The following is a 22,902-nucleotide window of genomic DNA, read 5'->3' on the forward strand; positions in this document are numbered from 1 at the left end:
ATGACAGGGGACATAACAGTTGTGATTTCGTGGCTGGCCTGGTTTGCCCTGCTCTATCAGGTATACCTCCAGCGAACCCATAATGAAAAATCAGTCAAACCCTTAGGCCAGATTGATCTGGAAGATCGACAGGGCTATATTTACGTTCGTGTGACAAACAATGGCCTGGGGCCAATGATAATCGACCAACTCTTTTTTGTGAAAGAAGGTAAAACATATACGGCTATTGAAGACTGCCTCGACTTATATCCTCGATCTTACACGCGCATCAGCGTGAACAAGTCCGTGCGTAAAGTGATCTTGCCTAATAGCCATCTGATCATCTTCGAGACCCGGCTGGAAAAGAGCGGGGAGGACGCGCACCGGGTCCGTCAGCAGCTGAGCTCCATCGGGTTGCAGGTTGCCTTCCGTGACATCTACGATAACAAGTCGACCATTAAGCGGGAGTTGCAATGGTTCTCCAGATATAGTCTGGCAAATGCTGTTGAGCGGTAAGCTTATAGTTGGCAGGTTGTAATTAACCCAGACGTTCTAAAAATAGTTAGCCGATGCTAGCGAATATTTGTCAATGCAGGCACTCTTGAAGCAACGACAGTCAAGAGCTATGTAGACGTCACGGACAATAATTACCAAATGCTGGGCTTTGTGGATGTGATGAAAGACCTCAAACAGATTCCGGAGTCAATATGGGTAATGCCAATACTATTTTTAAAACAAGAGAGGCCAACTCAAGGAACCCTAACGTCAGGTGATGATCAACTAACCTTTGTAATGATAAAAACAGATTTCAATACTTCAAGCGTGAATTAATTGGGCGTTTATGAATCAAGCAATTTTTGCTTAATATCTTGCGCTATAAATATACAGAATAGATGGTAACACAGATAGAAATATTTAACTCTGACGTTGAACAGGTTACTCACACCCCCGCAATAGAATTAACGGCTAATGACCAAATACTTGTCAATCATATTAAATCAGCCAGCGAGGCCAATCTGAATCGCTGGTCCGCGCCAAATATTGACCGTCGGAAGGGCACGCATTCGCTGTTTCAATATCCCGGTCGTATGGTTCCAGAAGTGCAAAAAGCACTAGTACAGGCTATTCGAGATACTCAGCCCACCATCCAGGCGGTGATTGACCCATACATGGGGTCAGCTACTTCACTGGTCGCTAGTATGTATCAAGGCTTAGACTGTTATGGGCAAGATATTAATCCGCTCGCTATTCTGATTGGGCGTGTAAAGACCACGTGGCTGAACAGCGAGGCATTGCGGGAGAGCATTCTACGAACGTTGGCTTATGTATCTGCCGATACCCGAATGGATTTGGATGTCTATTTTCCTGGTATTACCAAGTGGTTTCGCTCCGATGTCGCGGTTGAGCTTTGCAAGCTGCGGCGAGCCATCTTACGAGAGCCCAACCTTGACTACCGCCGGGTGCTTTGGCTGACGCTTGCAGAAACTATCCGACTCACTAGCAATGATCGCACTTCCACCTATAAGCTGCACGCTCGGCCCAAGCATGAGATTTTAAGTCGGGTGCTTGATGTCGTAGGTGTATTCCGGGAGCAGGTGATCCGCAACGTGGTGGATATCCGCCATTTTCACCAAGAGCTTTGGGAAGCTGGTTATGCAGATGAAACGGTATATCGGGGTACTATCACGATTGAATTGCTCAATAGCATGGAGCATATTTTGCCAGCGGGTGACCCTACTGGCTTCGACTTACTGGTTACGTCTCCTCCTTACGGAGATAATCGGACGACCATTCCTTATGGAGAACATGCTTTTTTACCGTTGCAATGGATTGACTTAGATGATATTGACCCGGCAGTAAAGCAAGAGTGGTTGTTGACGACCCGCGCGCTCGATGAGTTTAGCATGGGCGGCAAGTTTTACCAGCGGGATGCGGAAACCGTCGAGAAGCTGCGGGAGGCATCGCCCACGCTCTGCTCACACTTGCTTGATTTGGCAGAGGCAAATGCCCCTAACATAAGTTATCGTAAGGTAATCGCGTTTTACGACGACTTTTACCGGTCATTACAATTGATTGCGACGAGCCTTAAACCGAATGCTTACTTGGCTTGGACACTGGGGAATCGCCGGGTGAACAAGATGCTGATTCGCAATGATGCCATCTTACGGGAGTTCTTAGAAAATATGGGTTGTGTCTACGTAACGGAGTTGGAGCGTATTATTCACAGTAAGCGAATGCCGCATCGTAATCGTTCGGGCAAGACTATGGCTAATGAACAAATTCTGCTGTTACGCAAGCAGGGTAGTTAACTTTGACGAATAAGTATGGCAAATTTTAACATTAGCGCGGCCGTTGTGTACCAGCTAGGCGAGGAGCTGGTATCCGATGAGATTACGGCGCTTATGGAGCTCGTAAAGAATTCCTATGACGCCGACGCTAGTTACGCCAACGTAATTATTAATACGGCGGCCCGCGTGGTGGATGATGCAGAATTAGGCAAACCATGCCCTAATGGCTATATCACAATTGAAGACGACGGGCGAGGTATGGGCCTTATGGATATTGAGCAGGGCTGGCTGGTTATCTCGCTCTCGCACAAGCGCAAAATGAAAATGCTTGGCGAGACGACACGCGGCGGGCGTACCCCAATGGGTGACAAGGGATTGGGTCGGTTAAGTACTCAACGCTTGGGAAACGTGCTGGAAATGGTAACTACGCGGGCTGAAGATAAAGTGAAAAACGTGGTGTCCTTCAATTGGGGAGACTTTTACTCAGAAAAGTTGCTGACGGACGTATTGGTTGATATTTGGGATATTCCTAAGTCGGCTGGAGAGCACGGTACAAAACTACTCATTACTGACCTACGGGACACTCAAATTTGGGATAAGGAACGCATCACGATTCAGAATAAACTCTCTCAATTAATTTCTCCTTTCAGCGAAGCTCGTTCTTTCCAGGTATTTCTGACCATTAACGGGGAACCGATTGAACTGGATAAGATAGCAAAGCGCATTCGGGAAGCAGCCTCTAGCACCTATTCATTTAATTACAAATCTGGAGCGGGTTTAAATGATAAAGGCCAATTAACTATCAAAGGCAGCGTCAAACTCAATAAAATAGACTCTACTGGCTCAGACCGGGATATTTATCAGCAACTTATTGTACCAGACCAAGGTCGAGAGTTTTTTGCTTACCTGACTAACCCAGCTAGTGAATACTATCTGTCTAACATCACTTATAGGGGGGAAAATGGGTGGTTTATTGATTATGAGCAGGTCATTGATTTGGAAGGGTTAGCGGGGCTGCACTACCAGCGTCCAACTGAGCAACCAGAATCAGGCGAGCGAGTTAAGCAGGCCAAATCCAGCCAAGATGAAAAGCAGCCAAGCGAAAGAAACGACGGTAGCGAGCAAGAAAAACTATTTGTTCCCGTACTGGCCGACCCAGGAAGTTTTGCTGGCGAGATAGATGATTTCAAGCTACGGCCGGATGAATCATTGGACAACATATTCAATAAGGCCTCCGAGTACAAAGAGTTTGTCAAGCGTCAGGTTGGCATTCGTATTTTCCGGGATGGATTTGGGATCCGGCCTTATGGCTACGAAGGGCAGGATTGGCTTGGACTAGGACGAAATCAGACTTCCGGCTCATCATTTTATGGACTACGGCCCAATAACGTTATCGGCTTTGTCAATTTACGAGGTGAGATCAATAAGAAGCTCAAGGAAAAGACCGACCGCGAGGGGTTTGTGGAGAATGATTACTCACGTAATTTTTTTCTGCTTACTAGCGTTGTGCGCGACCGGATCAATACGTTCATCGAAACGGTACGCCGCGGCTATGTTGAGTTCCGTACCAAACAGATTGGGGACGCGATCGGTCTGGACGTAACTTCATATCAACAGTCCGTTAGGCTGTTGAATTCCACTTCCCAAGAGGCTACCAAGGTGGAGCAACAGATTGGACAGCTTTCAGATGCGGTAGATCAAGCGAATGTGACGCTCAGTCAGACAAACGAGGCCCTACAAGCCGAGGGTTCTACGGCGGCGGCGGTGGCGCTAACTCCTTTGCTAGAGAGGCTGAGGCAAAATCTAATAGATGCCGACCAGCAGATTCAATCTACCAAGAAGGTTCTGCCGCGCATCAAACAGATTACGAGCGTGGCTAGAATCATTGAGCCGCGCTTTAATGAGTTGAGCCGGCAATTGCGGGAGTTTTCTGAATTAGCGTCACTAGGCTTGGTGGCAGAGAGCTTTTCGCACGAATTGGTCAATATCTCTAACCGGTTAGATTTACAGACGCAGCAGGCAGAGGATGCGGCAAGTAAATTAAGTGTTAAAGAATTTACTGCTTATATCAATGCGGTAAGAAGCTCAGTGGGCTCCTTGCGCAAGCAACTCAGCCATTTAGCGCCGTCGCTGAAGTATGTGCGGGAAAAACAGGAGTCAGTTGCGGTAAAGCGCTTTATGAGCGAACAGATAACATTTTACCGACATAACTACCCGACGGTGCGCTTTACAGAAGTAGAACCGTTCCAAGAATTTACAATTCGCGCTAACAAAGGCAAGCTTAGCCAAATTATTGATAATGTGGTTCTCAATGCCATCTATTGGGTAAAAAGCAGAGCGGAAAAGGTTCCTGACTTTCAACCAGAAGTGTATTTCGCCAGCAGCCAGCAGGCGCTAACAATATGGGACAACGGTCTGGGCGTAGAGCCAGATGTGGAACACTCTTTGTTCAAATCTTTTACGACAACTAAAACAGACGGTTCCGGCCGGGGACTAGGCCTATTTATCGTAGAGCAATTGCTTGATACGATGAACTCCACCATCGCGTTATTGCCGGAGCGTAATGAGCATCAGCGCCGATACAAATTCATAATAGATCTTAAAAATGCCATCCAAGTATGACCGACCAAGATTACCGAAATAAAATAATCCAGATGCTAGGTGTTCTAGACGTCAAAGATATTTACTACATAGATGACGAATTAAAGCCCTCCGAAATTGATGAAAATGAAGTGGTACAGCGATTACTCAATGCTGATGCGTTGCAGCGGGAGGCGGCTAGTGCGTTCGTGCCGATTGAAGTATTAAACGTGCCGCCAACCCTAAGACAACGAGCTTTGACGGAATTCTTAGCTCAACAAGGGGTAGAGGAACGGGAAGAGATTGTCCGTAAAACAGCTGATCTGCTACACATAAAATCACAGCCTGTTCTAAACGATCAAGCAAGGTTTTTACAAGAGCTATTTCTGGCGAACCGGCAAGGTATTACGGTTCATTGCCTTGGTCCAAAAGAATGGCAGGAGAAAGAAGAATTAGTTATTAAAGCGGCAACCCCATCTAGTCGATTGTTCTGCCTCTTCGACCAGAACTTAGGTGGCCCTGGACATTTAGGTTCTGGGGCGTCCCTAACAGGCTTAAGTTTGATTCGGAGTTCTCTTGAATTAGATGGGAATCGAGAATTAGTCTTTTGCGTACTATTTACAGGCGATATTACTGGAGAAGTATTAACGGACAGTGAGTTGGACTACTGGAGTCGGAGTACGGCAGACGCGGGTCTTGCTTCTAGCCAATTCTTCCCTCTCTCAAAAGATAGAACTTTGAGCCGACGCTCGTTTGCGGAAGGTATTAAACTCAGCGCACTCAACGCGCTATACGACGTGTTACGCCAGAAAACCGTACGACTGCTCAATGAGGCTACTTCGACGGCTCAGCGTGAGTTGAACGCGATTCACCTCTATAATCTTGATTTCATGGTCAGTACTACTTCTGTTAAGGAGGGGGTCTGGGAAGCCTCTACTCTGATGCGTCTGCATGAAATATTGCGGCAAGAGCAAGTTAAGGATAAAATGGTGAAAGAGGACTTTGCGATATTTTTTAATAAGAATATTGGCAAAGTATCACAGATAAATAAGCTTCTAAAATATGTGCCTGAGATACCGGTCGAGGAGCGTTATCGACTACGGCGGCAGGAATTATTTGAAATCAAGAGCCTAAACGAAATCCATTCGGAGTTGCGGACGGGCGATATTTTTCGGGCTACGCTCCCAGATGGCGTGCAGGATTTTGTGCTACTAGCTCAGCCGTGCGACTTAATAGTGCGGCAGAATGGGAAGCGAAAGTCTGTCGTTGTGACGATGGCACCTATCCGAACTTTCACTAATCAAGAGGAGTACGATGGTCACCTGAGGAAAGAAAAGTCTTACGACAAGACGGTCTGGAAATTGGATAGTTATCCAGCAGATGCGGCTGGGTTGGCATTTGTAGAATTAAATTCATTAGTCTCCGTGGAAGTTAGAGTGCTAGATTTGGCCGTACTTAGTAAGAATGGAAACTGCACATTGTACTTTTCGGCGGATACACAATGTCCAGAAGAATTACAAAGTACTTGGCAAAAACGCTTCTCTCATCTATACGAGGATTTGCACCAGGTTAACCAAACTGCGTTAAGCATTAAAACAATTAGCGATAGTATGCCCGCTGGAAAGGACAAGGACTTAATCCTTTCACTGCTACCTACTCCATTCAAAAATTTATCAACTAATCCGACCTATCGTTTACCTGCTCCTCAGTATTCGACAGATTCTATAAGCTATAATATGCATCGAGTATGCAATATCAGAATTCCGCTGTCCACACACTTACTAGATATTTATACCAAGTATCTTTCCCGCACAGCATTTGAACACGACTTTGCTAGTTCCGAAGCATAGCAGGCATAAATTGTGAATTTGACTAGGCTCGTATACTCACTCGCTATCGTGGTCATTTGTCTGTCGGACAATGATAAAATCGACCAGACTATCATCCGCCGATTGCGGAATGCAGGTGATCTGGGCCCGTTCGTTAAAATGGGCCAACCGTACCCTGGATCAACCCGTACGCTAGGTCAGCCATCCTCCGGTTGGATTGGTAGCGCATGTGTAGCGTGTTCGCATCGAGCTGGGCGATGGTGAAGTGAGGTAATTCCGCTTCAGGATACAATTTTTGCACCTCCACATGAATGTAGGCAGGTACCGACGCTAGGAAAGAAAAGGCGTCCGGAGCCGTTTGAATAAAATGCTCGTGGGCCGTTAGAAAAGAGCCAAACAGGTATTGGCCAAAGTGCCGGAGCGTCTCGCGCTGGGATTGACCGGATGCTTGGCTGAAGCCTGCCACCAGGCGGTTTAGCTCTTCGGGAGGGTATGTGCCCGTCGAGGTATGGACCCCACCTGAGGGTAGGTCTGTGGTGAGGAGAAAGGTATCCACTAGTGGATACCCAAAAGATTACGCTAAGACTTGTCAAAGTTGAAAATCGGGTAATTTCGGCAATACGTTATGAAACTGGCTAACGCATGAACATGCGTTAGCCAGTTTCATCGATTCAAGGCTGTCAGTGTTATTTCATCAGCACACTATACTACTGCAATGGACAATTATTCTAGCACAACTTTAGAATTAGTAACTTTCTTTTCTTAAGTAGATTAAACATGATGCGCTTATTTACCTGTCAACATTAACTCCACATCCTTGCGAAGTGTAAGTGTGCTTTGTTTTTCAAAAGTCAACGTTCGGCACAGGCCACTGGTGTTTAACACCGGACTAGCTGGGGCATTGGCCGAAATAAATACATCCGTTGCGCTGCCTGGCACAGCACCACAACTCCAGTTGGCCGGATTGTGCCAGCTTTCGCCTGCTACGCCGAGCCACTTTGATGTAAACGTAAGGGTGCGTTCGGGGCCGTTACTGGTAGTGCTGCCCACGGTAATCCGGCAGCGGTACACGTAGCCATAGTAGGTTTCGGGAGCTTGTTTGATAGTCAACTGCCGGGTAGTCGTGCCGCCATACGTGCCATTGTCCGAGAGATTGGTAAACCCTGCTCCTGTGTTTACCTGCCACTGATAGGTGGCACCTGCAGTCAGCGAGACCGAGAAGTGGGCACTTGCCCCCGAACAGATAATACCCGATTCGTTTGGCAAGCTAACCGTAACAACTTGATCTCCGGTGGTTTTATCAGCTTCTACGTTCCCTGAATTGTCAGATGCACGGGTGTAAAGCGCATAGGTAATGCCCGGCTCACCAGTCAGTTTTTCGGCGGTGACGGTTAGTTTGTCTTTGTAGATCGTGAAGGGGCCGTTGTTTTTGGAAACGTAGAGCACATAGTCTTTCACGCCCGACCCGTTGGGGTCGTCTCGCCCGGTCCAGCTAACGTTGAACACGCTATCGACTACGGCACTCAACGTACCAAGTTTCGATGTGGGCGGTACAGCGTCGATGGTATTCACCCATTTGTTGGTAATAATAGTTTCCTCGCTGTCGAAGATAATACTGGCCGTTGCGCTGATGGTATCGCGGGTTTGCGCCAGTGCCGACGGAATAATGGTAAAGTTAACATAGCCCTCGCCGTTGTGCTGAGTAGTGTCGTTAACGGGCAGAAAACCACCGTTAGCGGGTAATGTAGAGGCTAATCCTGTTTTGGGATCGATACTCTGAAAAATCCAGAATGCCCGCCGTTTGGCTACATCTAAGCCCGCCGTAACGTCGACGAACACACCCAGACTGTCGCGCACGTCTAAGCGTCTGCTGTAGATGCTGGTATTGGGGGGCACGGTGAAGTTGAACGACCCAAAGCCAAAATCGCTCAGCCGCAGCGACGACGGATTAAGTTTGGGATGAATAGGTACGTAGATGGTTACGTTCTGGGCAGGTGCTGTAGCCAATTTAGGATCATTCTCAAACAGCACCTTATACGGCAGTGTCTGCTTCACCGACACCCAACGCAGACTGTCATAGCCCCCCGGCCCGATAACCTCATTCGGATCAACCGGGCGGGGTACGGGGATGGATGTGCGATTTTCACCACTGCCGGGACCATTCGGTCCGTTGGGGCCCCCAGGTCCATTAGGCCCACCAGGTCCGTTTGGTCCTCCGGGGCCGTTTGGTCCTCCAGGTCCATTGGGTCCGTCTCCACCATTGCCGTTGCCACCGCCACAATTACCATCTGGGCAACCAGGTTGCCCGTCTGGGTCGCCTTCTTTACAAGGGTCTTCCCCGCTCTGCGCGAAACTCGCGACGGAGATAAAGAGGAAAAAGAGAAAAAGAGAAAGGCGTTTCATGTGGATTTACTGGCTTATTATTCCGGGAAATAATTGTCTGGCTCGTTCACTCCCCAACTCATCGAGTTTTTCCTGAGTGATTGAATAATTTATTTCGTTGAATAGCTCAATAATCTGATCGAAATAGCAATTGAAAAACTCAAAATATTCTTCGCTTTTCTTGGCTTTACTCAAATCTTTTTCGGATAGCAAATAAGCTATGATTAAAGCTAAATCATACCATTTTGCTTCCTCGCTTGCAATACGAACATCAATTGTTGAATAAGATTTGGAGCTACTAAATCTTATATCAACAGAACCATTGGTAAAAATTTCAAAATAATCATCAAAAAATTTTGATGTATTATGATTAACCAACTCAAATGACTTAGTACAAAGCAATTTGTAGATATAGCTTGCAAGCATATTTTTCATAATCATTTAATCAATGTACGCCCATCGGAACCTATTCTGTAACCATTTCTAAATAGATACTCTAACTCTCTATGATAATAAGTACCGGGTCTAACTTGGTCAAGTGGCGTTGCCAATCTTACGTCATCCCCTCTTCTTATCATGCGATCAAGGAATTTTTGATTTGCCAACCATTGCTCGTCAGGAGTCATATTATCCCAAATATTTTTGGGGATGCTAAAGCGATTGGCTCCCAACTCATCTGCAAGATCTAAGTACTCGGGATGATGTCCTAAAACTGTTGTCTCTTTTTTAAGAGAGTTTTCTACTCCCTCTCCGAGTACCCTTCCAGCATCATCAAGAAGCCCACTCTTAGCAGTTCCCTCGGCAACATCATCAACTAGCCCTCCTGCTTTGGCGGCTGCGTTACCCAGGGCGGCTGGGTTCTTACCGGGTGGCCCTATCAAGGCGTCGGCTAACTGCCCTGCCGCCTGAGCTGCTTCGTTACAAGGGAATAACTCCCGCGTTGCGTCACCGGCTGCTCCGCCCGTACTGACCGGCTCTTCGTCGTAAAGAGCATTTTTAAAATTAGCTAAATTCGCTCCAAAACCGTATCCAAAATATGCCATACCGGCTCCTCCGGCAACTGCTCCGGCTACTGTTGGAGCACCCCCAATAGCCACAGCCGCTGAACCGGCAAAGCCAAGACCGTTGCCAATCATCCCACCTATAGAACTCCCTACTCCACCCCAGTTTACCAGCCCCATTGGGTCGGTATTATTGATGACGTTGTTGTTGACGTAGGCGTAACAGTTAAGCCCGTCGAGGTATTCGAGCGGGTCGCGCTGGGTGAACCGCCCCAGCGTTGGGTTCATCTCCCGGAAGCGGTAGTTATAGGTCTTCGTCAGAAAATCATACTCGCGCCCTTTATACAGAAGCGTATTTATCGCAGAGGTAGTAATTTCAACGTTGGCCGGATTAAAGATATGGGGAGTTCCGAACGGGTCGTAGGTGTAGTATTCGGCTAATGCACCGGTAGCATCGGTTAGTGCCTGGGCCGAGTTCAGGTCGTCTGTGTGGTAGAAGTAGGTGGCGGCTCCAACTTTGGCAACTAAAATCTGATCGAGTGCAGAACCGTACATGAAGCTTCGTACAGCACTACCAGTATACTGCTCAACTATGTTGTCCTGGTCGTAGACATAGAGTGTTTCGGTGCCGCCCACCGTACGGCTGACGCGACGGCCCAGCGCATCATATTTGTAGGTAACCGTGCCGCTACTGCTCTGAATTCCCGTCAGCCGATTTTCGTAGTCGTAGCTGTATGTATTCGTTTCATCTTTGAGCAGGTTGCCGGCCCGGTCATAAGAGGGTGGGGCATTCACTCCATTAACGTTGATGGATATATACTGATTCAGATTGTTAACTGCATACGTCTTTGTCAGCGCGTTTTCTTTAACCGAAAGCCGGTTGCCAAGGGCATCGTAGGTGAACTGCTGCGTAGTCGATGGCGTAAGGCTACCGTTTGTGTACTGGCCCGTTGCAAAGCTGTTTACCTGAAACAGATTGTCATAACTGTACTGTTCTGAGCGCGTGGGCTGGTGCAAGCGTTCAGTACTGATTCGTTTGTCGGCCTCGTCGTAGCGGTACGTGTAGTTAGCAATGGTATTGGGCGTTGTGACCATGTTGGTCAGGTTGCCCATTTTATCGTAGCGATAAGCGGTCGTAACGCCATTCCGAAATCGCAGACCGGTTTGCTGATTGGCTACATCGTACTGAAAACTAACCAACGACGAACCGCTCTCCTGAATATCGGTCAGGCGGCCCCGGTTGTCTAACTGCCAAACAAGTTGCGTACCACTCGGGTAGTTCTTTTTGCTTGTTTTAGCCGCTGTGTTGTGTTCATACGTACTGGCCTTACCGTTGAGGTCTTCCTTCGTCAATCGGCCCAACGCGTCGTAACTGTACGTAACGGTGGCATTGGCATTGACGGCGGAAAGTATTCGTCCAACGGCATCGTAGGTAAAGCGGTCGCTTAGGTTTCCTGGGTAAACGCGCTCTGTCAGCCGGTTCAGTTTATCGTAGCGATACTGCGTCAATACGCCTTTGCTATCCGTGCGGCTCGTCAGCAGTTGGTTGGCATCGTAGGCAAACGCTTTTGTAGAGCCATCGGCATAGATTTGTTTCACCAGTTGATTCCTGGCATCGTAGCTATAGGAGGTTACGTTTCCTTTGGCGTCTGTAATCGTCGCCAGATTTCCACGTTCGTCATAGGTAGCTCGGTTCGGGTAGCCAAGCGCGTCGATTATAGCAGAGATACGGTTTAGCTCATCGTACTCGAACGTAGTAGTCAACCCCTTCTGATTAATCTCCTTTACCTTATTACCGTTTGCATCGAACTGAAACTGAAACGTCGTAGCGTTCGGAAAGGTGATTTTGTCTACCCGGTATAATCGGTCGTACTGATAGGCGGTTGTATTGTTGATGCCGTTTGTTTCCGACACTCGATTACCACTATTATCGTAGGCATAGGACATGACTGTACCAACGGCATCGACTATTTTAACCAATCGGTTATTCGCATCGAAGGTATTAGTAATTACATTGCCGTTCGGGAGCGTGGTCGTTTTAACATTACCTACCGCGTCGTATGTAAATTTTGTTACTTCATTTAGGGCATTGATAATCGTAAGCGGCTGATCTCTGACGTCGTAAGTATACGACGTAGTATGATTCAAGGCATCTTTTTCGGTCAGGCGATTGCCGGTAGCGTCGTAGGAGAAAGCTGTTACACCGGCTAGCGCATCGGTGATAGAGCTAATTCGGTTGAGTTTGTCGTAAGCGTACGTCGTAACGTTTCCATTTTTTGCCTTTACCGTCAGGCGGTTGTTATTTCGGTCATAGGTATACTCAACCGATTTACTCATCGGATCCGTAACTTTTACCAACCGTTGTAGCGCATCGTACTGATACGTTGTTGCCTGTCCATTAGCATCCAGTTCGGCAACGCGATTGCCTGCGGGGTCGTAGCTATACGCTACGGAGTTGCCCAGCGCGTCAATTCGTTTAATAAGTCGATACTGGTCATCGTAGGAGAATCGAATAGTGTTGCCACGCTTGTCGGTCTCGCTCAACCGATTACCCGCTTCATCATAGGTGTATGAAATGGTATTGCCGAGTGCGTCAGTACTAGTTAGGGGTTGCTTACGATCATTATAGGTATAGGTAGTACTGTTGCCGTTCGCATCAGTCTGTGTGCTAATATTGCCCTGTTCGTCGTAGGCTGTTCGTAGTATATTACCTAAAGGTAGTATTACGCTGATGCGCCGGTTGAGTCCGTCATACGCGTAGGTCGTTTCCCGTCCCAATGCGTCTCTCTCCACTATCAGATTCCCGAGTTTATCGTAAGCGTAGGTGCTAATCTGGCCGAGCGCATCTGTTTTCTTAACTAATAGATCCTGTGCGTTATATTCATACGTAGTTGTAAAACTACGCGGATTAGTCATGCTCAGGCGGTTCCCCCGGCAGTCGTACGTGTAACGGGTAATGCCGCCCTCAGCATCGGTCATGCTAACGAGATACCCATTTTGATTGTACTCGTAGGCCGTAACCCCACCGTTGCCGTCGGTCTCCGTGAGTTTGTTGCCTTTGGCATCATAGGTATATGCCAATGTTACCGACAACGGCTTATTCACCTGCGTCAGATTGCCACTCGCATCATACTGAAACGTAGTAACATTCCCATTTTTATCCTGAAGCCTCGTGGGTTTGTTATGTACTGGATCGTAGGCATACGTATTGAAATAACCGGCAGGGTCGGTCTCACGAAGCACGTTGCCACGGTCATTATATTCATATTTCGTTTGCTTATTATTGCCATCTCGCCTTGCCGACACGTTGTCCTGATGGTCGTAGGTATAATCGAGATTAAAACCACAGCAGTTGCCTTTTTTAGATGCAATACGACCCTGTACGTCAAACGTATAGACTGTTACAACACTACGCCCGCTAATCTTCTCGGTAACGTAGGTTTTGCGTTGAGTGGGTACATAGGTAAACAAGTGGGTGGTGCCGCACGAAGCAATCTGAACAACAGCATTGTTCAGATTATACAGTATGCTCATATTGTTCCCCCCGGCATCGGTGTAGCCAACAACACGGGCCGTTGAATCGTAGTAATAGCGAACAAAGTCGCCCAGAGGGTTGGTAACCTTTATGGGATTACCCCGGTTGTCGTATTCGTAACTTACTTTTCGGATAGGCTGGCATGAATTATCGGCGATTTCGGTTAGTCGGCCATTAGTCCAGGTGAAGCCAATACTATGGCCCGCATCATCCGTGAGGGTATTCAGAAGACTATCTTTGTAAACAAGATTGAGTAGATTGCCTTTTGCATCCTGTACTTTGGTGAGCCGTTTGTGCGTCGTATTGTCAAAATAATATCGCTCATTTTCTTTTGTCTGGAGGTAAAATTTCCCCGGTTGATACTCTACCAATGCATCGAATACGCCCGTAGGTGCCGTATAAGTACTGCCCGACTTGCGATATAAATGGCGTCGGCCATCAGCCCGCTCAATCCAGATACCTGCTGAGTCGGATCGATAGGCGATGTTGTAGGCAAAGGTCCAGCCTTTGCCAAAGCCCCAGTCACGATTGCGTCGACTAACGTTATACGAGAACGCCAGTTTGATAGGCAGCCCCTGCCCGGTTATTTTCAGATCGGTTCGGGCCTGATGTAAATTACCTGTGTAACTGTTAACCGAAAAGCCGTTAGGCACAAGTACGTTGGGGCGCGTGTTGTTCTGCGCCAGGATTGGCTGGCTCAAAAAACAGAGTAAACTCAGCAGAAAAAGTCTATAGTTTTCGATCATGAGTGTGGGTAGCTGTTTATTCGATTAGGAGTAGGTCGATGGACGTAACACCTCGATTTTTGGAGATGGTGTAAATCTTGAAAAAGCCGCTGGCACCGGGTCGTAGAATACCTCGAGGGCCGTTTTCCTCCTCGCACAGTAAAATCAGGTCTGTTTTGTTCTCGTCTAATTTGTCAGCAGCTAAAGTCACCGAAACACCTTCGTTCAGCGAAATCAGGAAGCGGGTTGGAGCAGGTATGTCCACTGATCCTTCATTCTTGTACTGAATGGTGAACGAACCAATGGTGTTGAACCGAATACCGGCTGGCGTCACAAAATCAGCCGCCAACTGCTGATCCAGCCCGTCGTTGGTAATGCTGCAAACAAAGCCCGTTCCATAGGCTGGCCCACCGTTCCCGTTGGCCGCCTGGGTGTTCGTCGGCCCTTGTTTTACGGTGAAGCCATTGGGCAGTACTACCGTCTGGCTACCGGGTCGTTCGACCAGTACGTCGTACAGGCCCAGTGGTTGATTTTGCAGATCGAACGTAACATAAGCCAGCGTCTGATTGATCAGTTGTACGCGCCGGGCGGTAACCTGACCAGCAGCTTTGCGCAGACTGAACCGGGTGCTGGATTCAAAACGGGCACCGGAAATCTTCACCGTCACTAAGCCCGTGTTGCCACCTTCTCTGGCGTCGATAGTCTCGATGCCAAACGGAACGATCTTCGCCAGTAACTGAATAGGTAGCCGATTGCGGGTTGTATCGGCACCGATTGCCATCAGGTAGTACGTACCAGCCCGTAAACCCGGAATCAGCAGTTGCTGGTTTGCTTTGAACGGCACAGCCGCTGAGTAGGTAAACTGATTGGCAGACGGCAGACTGTCTTTCCGAACAAACAACCGATTCATTACGCTGCGGGTCGAGTCGCCCTGTAACGTGATCAGCAGCGTTTCATCGACTAAGTTGGCTGGCACCTCAAGGCGGTAATAGACCGGCGCGTCGGTGGCTATGCTATCGGTAGTCAATTTGTTCAGAACCAGTTCTTTCACAGCAATTCGGACAGGCTGGCTCGATACGACCTGATTGTTGCTCTCATTCGACTCCACAATGTTGTTCTGCACGTCGGTTCTGACAATCACAAAATAGTCGCCAGGGGCCAGTGCGGTCAGTGGCCTGGTCAAGGTGCGTTCTTCGCTGGCCCGTGCGGGCAGGAACGTTGTTTTATCGACTACTCCCAACAGCACATCAGTTGCATCTACCAGCGTGTCTTTCGAGAGGTACACCGCCTCGCGCAGAAACCCGTTAGTGGCATTTGTACCAACGTTTGTCAGTCTCCAGCGGATGGTGCCGTTGCTGCCGGCAAACTGCTCGCCTGCCGGCACCGATATATCGGTAACCACCAGATCGCTGGGTGGCTGCGCTACTACCGTCAGATTGGCAAAGGCAAGATTATTGTCTTCGTTACCGCGTTCAAACACCGTGTTGCCTGCGTCGGTCTTTAGTAGCAGCACGTAGTTTCCGGATACGTTATCGGGCAGAAACACCTGCCGAGTAATGGTATATTCGTCCCCAGCCGGTAAAGTGCCGTTACGGGCAAATGTCCCAATCCGTATATCGCTTCTGAGTGTCTGGTCGGTCGACAAATACAGTTCGTCGGTCCAGGTGCTGGAGGGGGTAGAACCACCACCGTTGTTTCTGACGGTAAACGAAACATTGATTGGCTGCGACACCACGCCCTCGGCGGGGCCAGTCAGCCCCGTTGGCACCAGATCGGCAGGAGGTGGTATCATAACGCTCACGGGTTGCCCATTGTCGGCTCCGTTGCTAACTGCCAGCGTATTGTTGGCCCGTTGGGTATCAACATGCCGATTGTCTTTGTCCGTAACCACCAGCAGATAGGTTGTACCGGCCACGTCGGGGGGTAAGGAAATGGTTTGTGCGTTGGTGTAAGTAGCCATAGCCGCCAACGGACCCGTCACTGGAAAAGTAGCCAGTAGCCGGTCACTGGCATCCAGCACAGGATTGGTGCTGAGGTAAACCGCATCCGTCCAATTCGGTACTACAGTGGCTTGCGGGCTGTTGTTACGCACTGTCCAGCGCACGGCAGCGGGCTGACCGGCAATCAGGGGTGTTGTGGTGACGGTACCCCCCGTTACCGCCAGATCAATCGAGGGAGGCACCACCAAATTAACCGATGTGGCGGCTATGGTCGTGTTGTTGGCGTAGGCGTTGTTTTCGAAGAGCGTACTATCGGCATTGGCTTTCACCACCACAAAATAGCGACCACCGTTGAGACTGGTGGGCAACGTAAACGTAGCTGACTGCGTAAAACTCTGCCCATTGGTGAGCGAACGTCTTTGTACCGTATGACCGAGGTAAAATAACGCAGCCCGATTGAGCGTACTGGTAGGCGACAAAAACACGCTATCGCGCCAGGTTTTGTTGTCGGCAGTACCAGGCCCGCTGTTCCGAACCACGTATTGCAGCTGCATGGGCGTTCCGAGCGTATCAGCAAGGGGACCTGCTACGTCCAGTACCTGAAGGTCGGAAGCCGGGGCCAGCGTAATAGCGATGGGGGCCGTTCGAAGATTATTGGTTTCTACCTTTTCGGAAACGCTGCTGTCGGCATCACTGACTAATAGCAAAAAATAATTGCCTGCTACGCCTGTTGGCAGGGTTGCCGAAATCTGTTTGCTGTACTCACCCCCCGCTACCAATAGCTGATTTACGACAACCGTAGTCAGCAGCCGGTCGGTGGCTGCTTCGAACGTATTATTGGTAGATAAATACAGTTTGTCTTTCCAGTTCGTACCAAAGATGCCAGCTGGGCTGTCGTTGCGTACCCGCCATTGCACAGCTACGGTTTGCTCAGAGATAGCACTGGTCGGGGCCGTCAGTTGCATAGGTCTCAGATCGGGGATTTCCATCCGAACCGCTTTGGAACGGGCCGATACGTTGTCCTGTTCGCCCAAGCTTTCATAAATTTGATCGGCAGCGTCGGTTTTGACAAAGAAATAATACGTACCTTCCGTAGTCGATGCGGGCAGGGTAACGGTTTGCTGGACACTGCTACTGCTCAACGACTGTAGCTGGTCTGTTCGTGAACGTCTGGTTAATTGCCGGTCGGTGGTTTCATTGAAAATTGTATCTGCCGACATATAGATAGCTTCCTGCCAGCCGGTTGAGGTAGCTACTGCTCCGTCGTTGGTGGTTGTCCACTGAATCGTTAATGATTGTCTGGCAGCAATCGTATCGGCCAAAATGGTTAGCCCCTGCACCAGCAAATTGGGTGTCGGTCGCTGAATAATGGTCATTGCCGGGCTAACCCGGCTATTATTGTCTTCTTTGTTATACTCAAAAACCTGATTTAAACGGTCGGTTACCACATGCAAATAATACGTACCGTTGATACGGTTGGGTACGCGCACCTTCGTCGTAACGATGTATTCGCCGTTGACGGACAGCGCCTGCAGACGGCGGTGTGTGTATAGCAGCCGGTCAGTTGCTACGTCAACGGTCTGGTTTTGCGTTAAAAAGACTTGATCGGTCCAATTAGCGGTCGTGGTTGGGCCGGTGCCAACGTTCTTGACTGTGAAGGTTACCGTAACCGAATCATCCGAGAACGCGTTGAGCGGAGCAACCACCAGATTTGTTACCTGAAGGTCAGGGGGCGGGGCCAACGATATAGTAATAGGTTGGCTCGCGAGCTGGTTATTGCCCGTCTGAACTTCGGGTACGGTGCGGGCCGGGTTGGTCTGAACAATCAGGTAATATTTTCCCTGAATACCCTGCGGAAGCCGAAACGTAAGCGTCCCGGATTGGTACGACTGACCGACACCCAGTGCACTCAGATTAGGTCTGCTACTGATGTGGAAGTTGTCGCTGCCTGCGTTCAGAACCGGCTGATCGCATAGGTAAACCGCGTCGAGCCAATTTTTTTCGAGTGTAGCGCCGTTTCCCTGGTTCTTAATGCTCCAGCTCACCGAAAAATCGTTTTCCGACGTACCGGTAACGGGCGCGGTAATGGTTTCGACAATAAGGTCGGCCTGCCGCCGGGTTGTAAAGACAGCTACTGCCGACTCGGCCCGGCAACTTATCTGTTTAGCAATCACTTTCCAGGAATACGGCGTACCATAGGTAAAACTGCTTCCTGACAGGGTATAAGAAATCTGGCTTAGGTCGGCCACGAGCGGTTTGGCAGGTACAGGAGCATCCGACTTCCAGACGTACAGGTCATAGGCCAACGCCCCCGGAACAGCCGCCCAGCTTAGTTTGACAGGTATAGCCAGATCGACGGTATTACTGGCCGGTAGCAAGTTGGCAGGAGCCACCACCCCCGCCAGGTGACGAAACGTGGCTCGAAGCGTATCGTTCAGCCGGAATGTATCGACAGGAAATACCGTATACGCTAACACCGTATAACTGCCAATTGCCGATAGGTTCGCTTTTTGCGTAAAGGTGTAATCGAGTGATTCGCCGGGAGATAGGGCCGTAGTCGATATGGTTTCGGTGACTATAGATCCATTATTTATGCGATAGGCGATCGGAATGTTGGTTTGGCCAGTGTTGCCGTAATTGCGGATGCGTACGGTTACGTTGGCTGGTGCCGTATAATTACAGTCAGTAATGGGTGCAACCAGTACACTGATACCCATGTCGATGAGCTGGCCGTTCTGCGGTTTTTGTCGCCACGGATTAAATTTGACTTTGTTGGAAACCGCATTGCCTTTGCCAGTTGGGTTGAGCGTTGGGTGCAGCGGCCCCGACTCAACGCCCCAGTAACAGTTTCGGGCATCAACGGTATCGGCTACCACTCCGCTTCCGTTGTTGATACCAAAATCGGTGTTGCCATAAATACTGCAATTCGCGAAGGTAGGGCGTCCACTGTTGACGTAAACGCCTGTTTTATTACCGAAGAATGTGGAGCCAGAAATAACAGCGTTCTCCACACTGCGTAACTCAAGCCCGCGGTTAGCAGCCTGAGAAATAGTGACATTAGCTAACGAAAAATTTGGGGTTGCAATGTCTAAAGCGGCCCTGCTGTTGGTTCCTAATTTGTCGATATTGACAAAGCTTAGCACTGAATTCGTGCTGGTAGAGGTCAAGTCAAACCGCCCAGTGAAGGCACCCTCAGTGGCAAGGCGGGTAAACCGAATGGGGGCGTTTTCAGTGCCGATGGCGCGGAGCGATCCGTTAACGACCAACTGGCCCTGTATACCAAAATCGACTACAGTACCCGCCCCGATCGTGAGCTGATAGGCCTGCGGTACCTGCGCCTGGCCTGTAAGCTGGTAGAAAGAGTTTTGCCCAGGATATGGCCACGATGTATTAGCCGTTAAGCCGGCACTTTGCAGCAGGATGGGTATATTTGGGATATTTGCCAGTCCACTACAACTACCGGGGTAAGCCCGCAACGGGGTGGGGTTGTTCAAAAATGTAATGTTTTGGATGACTGGCGAAATCGTATTCCCACCGATGTCGACACCGATTTGCTCACTGTTACTAACGGTTAGGTACTTAAGGGTGCAATTAGCATTAACAACAACCGCTCTCCCGCCCCTCGATGCATCGCCTAAGCTGTCAATGTTGACGTGTTCCATCACGGAAGCCCCGCCCCCGTTGTTGAAGTAGATACTTCCGCCGTGGGTTGAGTTGCCGTTATAAACCCGGTTGGCCCGTCCCTGAAAGCGGATGGGTTCACCAACGGTTCCCCGGGCCAGCAATGTGCCATTGACATGAATGTGACAATCGAAATGCAGAAACTCGACCGTCACGCCATGGTCAATAATGAGTTTATGATCTTTGTCAATATAGACGTCGCTCAGCAACTGGTAGCGTGAGTCACTGCTCAGTTTAGGCATCAGCGCATCGAGCTTACCGGCACTGCCATTGACACTGACCACTGCCCGCACATTGGCAAAGTTTCTAGCCCCACCTACCCACGTCAGTACGTCATACTGCTCACTGTTGCGGATAACCACATTGCGAAGTGCAGGCGTTTGGGGGTAGTTGACACGAAGGGCGTTCCCTCCCCTCGATGCATCACCTAAACTGTCGATGGTAACGTTCTCTAAAGTGGAAGTCCCACCCCCAGTATTGATATAGATACCTCCGCCGTGGGTCGAGTTGCCGTTATAAGCCCGGTTTGCCCGTCCCTGAAAGCGGATGGGTTCATTTGGAGTGCCTTGAGCTAACAAAGCACCATTGATGTGGAGATGGCAATCAAAATGTAAAAACTCAACGGTCACGCCGGATTCAATAGTAAGCTTGTAGTCTTTATCAACATACACGTCGTTCAGCAATCGGTAGCGGGTGTTAGGCCCCAGTCTGGGCATCAGTGCATCGCTCTTACCGGCACTACCATTGACACTGACTACTGCCCGCACATCGGCAAAGTTTCTGGCTCCGCCCACCCACGTCAGTACGTCATACTGCTCACTATTTCGGACGACTACGTTACGAAGTGCAGGCGTCTGGGGATAGTTGATGCGTATGGTACTCCCCCCCCTCGATGCATCGCCCAAGCTGTCGAGCAGCACATGCTCGAGTACCGAAGCTCCCCCCCCGTTGTTGAAGTAGATACTTCCGCCGTGGGTTGAGTTGCCGTTATAAACCCGGTTGGCCCGCCCCTGAAAGCGGATGGGTTCGCCGACGGTTCCCCGGGCCAGCAATGTACCATTGACGTGAATGTGACAATCGAAATGCAGAAACTCGACATTTACCCCTTGCCCAATGGTAAGTTTATAATCCCTGTCAATGTATACATCGCGTAACAGTCGATAGCGCGTTCCAGTCCCAAAATTGGGCATTAAGGCATCCAGCTTCCCGGCATCACCGTTGACGCTGACCACTGCCCGCACATTAGCGAAGTTTCTGGCTCCGCCCACCCACGTCAGTACGTCATACTGCTCACTGTTGCGAATGACTACGTTACGAAGCGTGGGGGTTTGAGCGTGACGAATCTGGATGGCATTTCCATCTCTGGAGGTATCGCCCAAGCTGTCGAGCGTAACGTAGTCCAATACTGACGGACCCCCGTTATTGAAAAAATAAATACCCCCTCCGTGGGTTGAGTTACCGTTATAAGCCCGATTGGCCCGCCCACGAAAACGTATCGAATCAGTAGCGGTTCCCTGGGCCAATAAAGCTCCCTGAATATAGAGATGGCAATCGAAATGTGAAAACACAACGGTCACGCCGGATTCAATAATCAGGGTTTGACCAGCAGGTACGGTTACTGCACTCTCTAGAATATACGGGCTTTTCGCCTTGGTCCAAACACCAGACTGGGACCCACGCACGGGGGTGGGCGTCTGGGCCAAACTGAGCGACCAACAAAAAGTAAAGCCCATAAACAGGGCTACCAACCGAAAAGATGCTGCCATGATGGTGTGAAAAGAACAGAAAGGTCCGGAACGCCTATTTTCGATCAGCCTGACACTGCTGCAACTGCTGCTTCATCAGCTCGTTCTGCTGATTCAGCAGCAGAACTTCTTCCTGCATTCGGATCAAGTGAAGTGTAATTTCTTCAACCTTTTCCAGTAGTTTCGCCTGCATTACACCCACATCTACACCGTCTTTGACAACTTCGGTAGCACTACTAATACCGGGTAAGTGATGATGTTGCTCGATGTAGCGTTTTATTTCGGGAAGACTAAGCAGCTTATAAGAAGGACTAAATACTTTATCAGACCACTCGTCGGTATCCTTCACGGCTACGCGTAGCCGTTCAGTCAAAATGCCTTTTGTTACATATAAGCTATACCCATCGGGCTTACGCATATGTCCGGCACCGATGACTACGCCACCCGGATTATTATTCTGTACATGTACACCTACTGACTGCCATAAAATCGCCGACTCGGCAGGCAGGCGACCGGTATTATTTAAGCTTCCCAAGATGACATTACCTTCTTCGTCTACGGTTAAAAACTTAGTTCGGTTAAGAACGGTTGGCGTAGAGTTATACGGTAGTCCGCCCAAGCGGAGTCCAGATTGGTTTGTTCCACCTGTTACATGTAATCGGGTCTGAACTGTAAGTGGAGAGCCGTCAGCAACCCGTATCGATTGGGCGAATACGTTACAGGTAAATAAGTTTATGAAGAAGAGCAAGTATATGTGTGGTCTCATGATCAATATGATTTTTTATAAAGTTAGCTTATACTTTAATCCTCATTTTTTTACGCTTAAATATTTATTAAGCGTATAGCTAAGTAGTTCATAGTCGCATCTTGAGCGCAAATTGGTACGTATTAATATCAAGAAATGGCTATAATAACCTCTGGTGATTTCATGTGCCGCTATGGGTTTGTAGTCAACCCAATTAGTGGTTAGTCGCCAGCCTGTCAATGTGATTAAGATATGGTGACCACACCAGCACACTTTTCAGCGAGTTGAAGCTGCGTGGAGACGAAATGAACGTGGCTTTTTTCAAACAGATTAGTGCAGCACATTTTGCTCCTCTTCAGATACCCTGTTAATTTCCCGGATACCGATGGGCCCACTCCTGCGTACAGGTGTGGGGGCTATCCCCAGCCGGGCCGCCAAAGTGGCCGTAAATTTGTCGATAGAGGGCAGCCAC

At 49.1% G+C, this 22,902-nt stretch carries 9 protein-coding genes and 1 pseudogene; 4 read left to right on the forward strand and 6 right to left on the reverse strand.

Annotated elements, in window-relative coordinates; genetic code table 11:
* The first annotated feature begins 21 nt into the window (after positions 1-21).
* The 4 genes from EQG79_RS26625 to EQG79_RS26640 all read left to right on the forward strand — a co-directional run bounded on the left by EQG79_RS26625 (position 22) and on the right by EQG79_RS26640 (position 6,697).
* The gene (locus EQG79_RS26625; protein WP_240699464.1) at positions 22-495 is read left to right on the forward strand and encodes a hypothetical protein; all 474 of its coding nucleotides are present in this window, start codon (positions 22-24) and stop codon (positions 493-495) included.
* A 377-nt stretch (positions 496-872) separates the two neighbouring features.
* On the forward strand, positions 873-2,288 hold the full coding sequence (locus EQG79_RS26630; protein ID WP_129605742.1) for a TRM11 family methyltransferase: 1,416 nt from the start codon (positions 873-875) through the stop codon (positions 2,286-2,288).
* Positions 2,289-2,303: 15 nt separating this feature from the next.
* Positions 2,304-4,889, forward strand: a complete 2,586-nt coding sequence (locus EQG79_RS26635) for a sensor histidine kinase (RefSeq protein WP_129605744.1) — start codon at positions 2,304-2,306, stop codon at positions 4,887-4,889.
* Positions 4,886-6,697 carry a hypothetical protein gene (locus tag EQG79_RS26640; protein ID WP_129605746.1) on the forward strand — a complete coding sequence of 604 codons (1,812 nt, stop codon included), beginning with the start codon at positions 4,886-4,888 and terminating at the stop codon, positions 6,695-6,697. The genes EQG79_RS26635 and EQG79_RS26640 overlap by 4 nt, the downstream gene beginning before the upstream one ends.
* A 133-nt stretch (positions 6,698-6,830) precedes the next feature.
* Here the strand turns inward: EQG79_RS26640 and EQG79_RS31655 are convergent.
* From EQG79_RS31655 to EQG79_RS26670, 6 genes and pseudogenes are all read right to left on the reverse strand, one after another.
* Positions 6,831-7,235, reverse strand: a pseudogene (locus EQG79_RS31655) (heme NO-binding domain-containing protein); the annotation flags it as partial.
* Positions 7,236-7,462: 227 nt separating this feature from the next.
* Positions 7,463-9,079: a DUF7619 domain-containing protein gene (locus EQG79_RS31235; protein WP_206445613.1), complete on the reverse strand. Its 1,617-nt coding sequence runs from the start codon at positions 9,077-9,079 to the stop codon at positions 7,463-7,465.
* A 6-nt stretch (positions 9,080-9,085) separates the two neighbouring features.
* Positions 9,086-9,493, reverse strand: a complete 408-nt coding sequence (locus EQG79_RS26655) for a hypothetical protein (protein ID WP_129605750.1) — start codon at positions 9,491-9,493, stop codon at positions 9,086-9,088.
* Positions 9,494-9,495: 2 nt separating this feature from the next.
* Complete coding sequence (locus tag EQG79_RS26660; protein WP_129605751.1) at positions 9,496-14,340, reverse strand: RHS repeat-associated core domain-containing protein; 4,845 nt, start codon at positions 14,338-14,340, stop codon at positions 9,496-9,498.
* 16 nt (positions 14,341-14,356) lie between these two features.
* A complete protein-coding gene (locus tag EQG79_RS26665) occupies positions 14,357-21,343 on the reverse strand; it encodes a CARDB domain-containing protein (protein ID WP_165358961.1) in 6,987 nt (2,328 codons plus the stop codon).
* A gap of 397 nt (positions 21,344-21,740) precedes the next feature.
* Complete coding sequence (locus EQG79_RS26670; protein ID WP_129605755.1) at positions 21,741-22,451, reverse strand: hypothetical protein; 711 nt, start codon at positions 22,449-22,451, stop codon at positions 21,741-21,743.
* Between the last annotated feature and the right edge of the window lie 451 nt (positions 22,452-22,902).

The organism is Spirosoma sordidisoli, assembly GCF_004138325.1.
GTDB classification, from domain to species: domain Bacteria; phylum Bacteroidota; class Bacteroidia; order Cytophagales; family Spirosomataceae; genus Spirosoma; species Spirosoma sordidisoli.

What these genes read in the sequence shown, in the direction of transcription:
- EQG79_RS31235 (WP_206445613.1), bottom strand. Translation starts at nt 9,079, where the DNA reads ATGAAACGCCTTTCTCTTTTTCTCTTTTTCCTCTTTATCTCCGTCGCG.
- EQG79_RS26640 (WP_129605746.1), top strand. Translation starts at nt 4,886, where the DNA reads ATGACCGACCAAGATTACCGAAATAAAATAATCCAGATGCTAGGTGTT.
- EQG79_RS26670 (WP_129605755.1), bottom strand. Translation starts at nt 22,451, where the DNA reads ATGAGACCACACATATACTTGCTCTTCTTCATAAACTTATTTACCTGT.
- EQG79_RS26660 (WP_129605751.1), bottom strand. Translation starts at nt 14,340, where the DNA reads ATGATCGAAAACTATAGACTTTTTCTGCTGAGTTTACTCTGTTTTTTG.
- EQG79_RS26630 (WP_129605742.1), top strand. Translation starts at nt 873, where the DNA reads ATGGTAACACAGATAGAAATATTTAACTCTGACGTTGAACAGGTTACT.
- EQG79_RS26635 (WP_129605744.1), top strand. Translation starts at nt 2,304, where the DNA reads ATGGCAAATTTTAACATTAGCGCGGCCGTTGTGTACCAGCTAGGCGAG.
- EQG79_RS26655 (WP_129605750.1), bottom strand. Translation starts at nt 9,493, where the DNA reads ATGAAAAATATGCTTGCAAGCTATATCTACAAATTGCTTTGTACTAAG.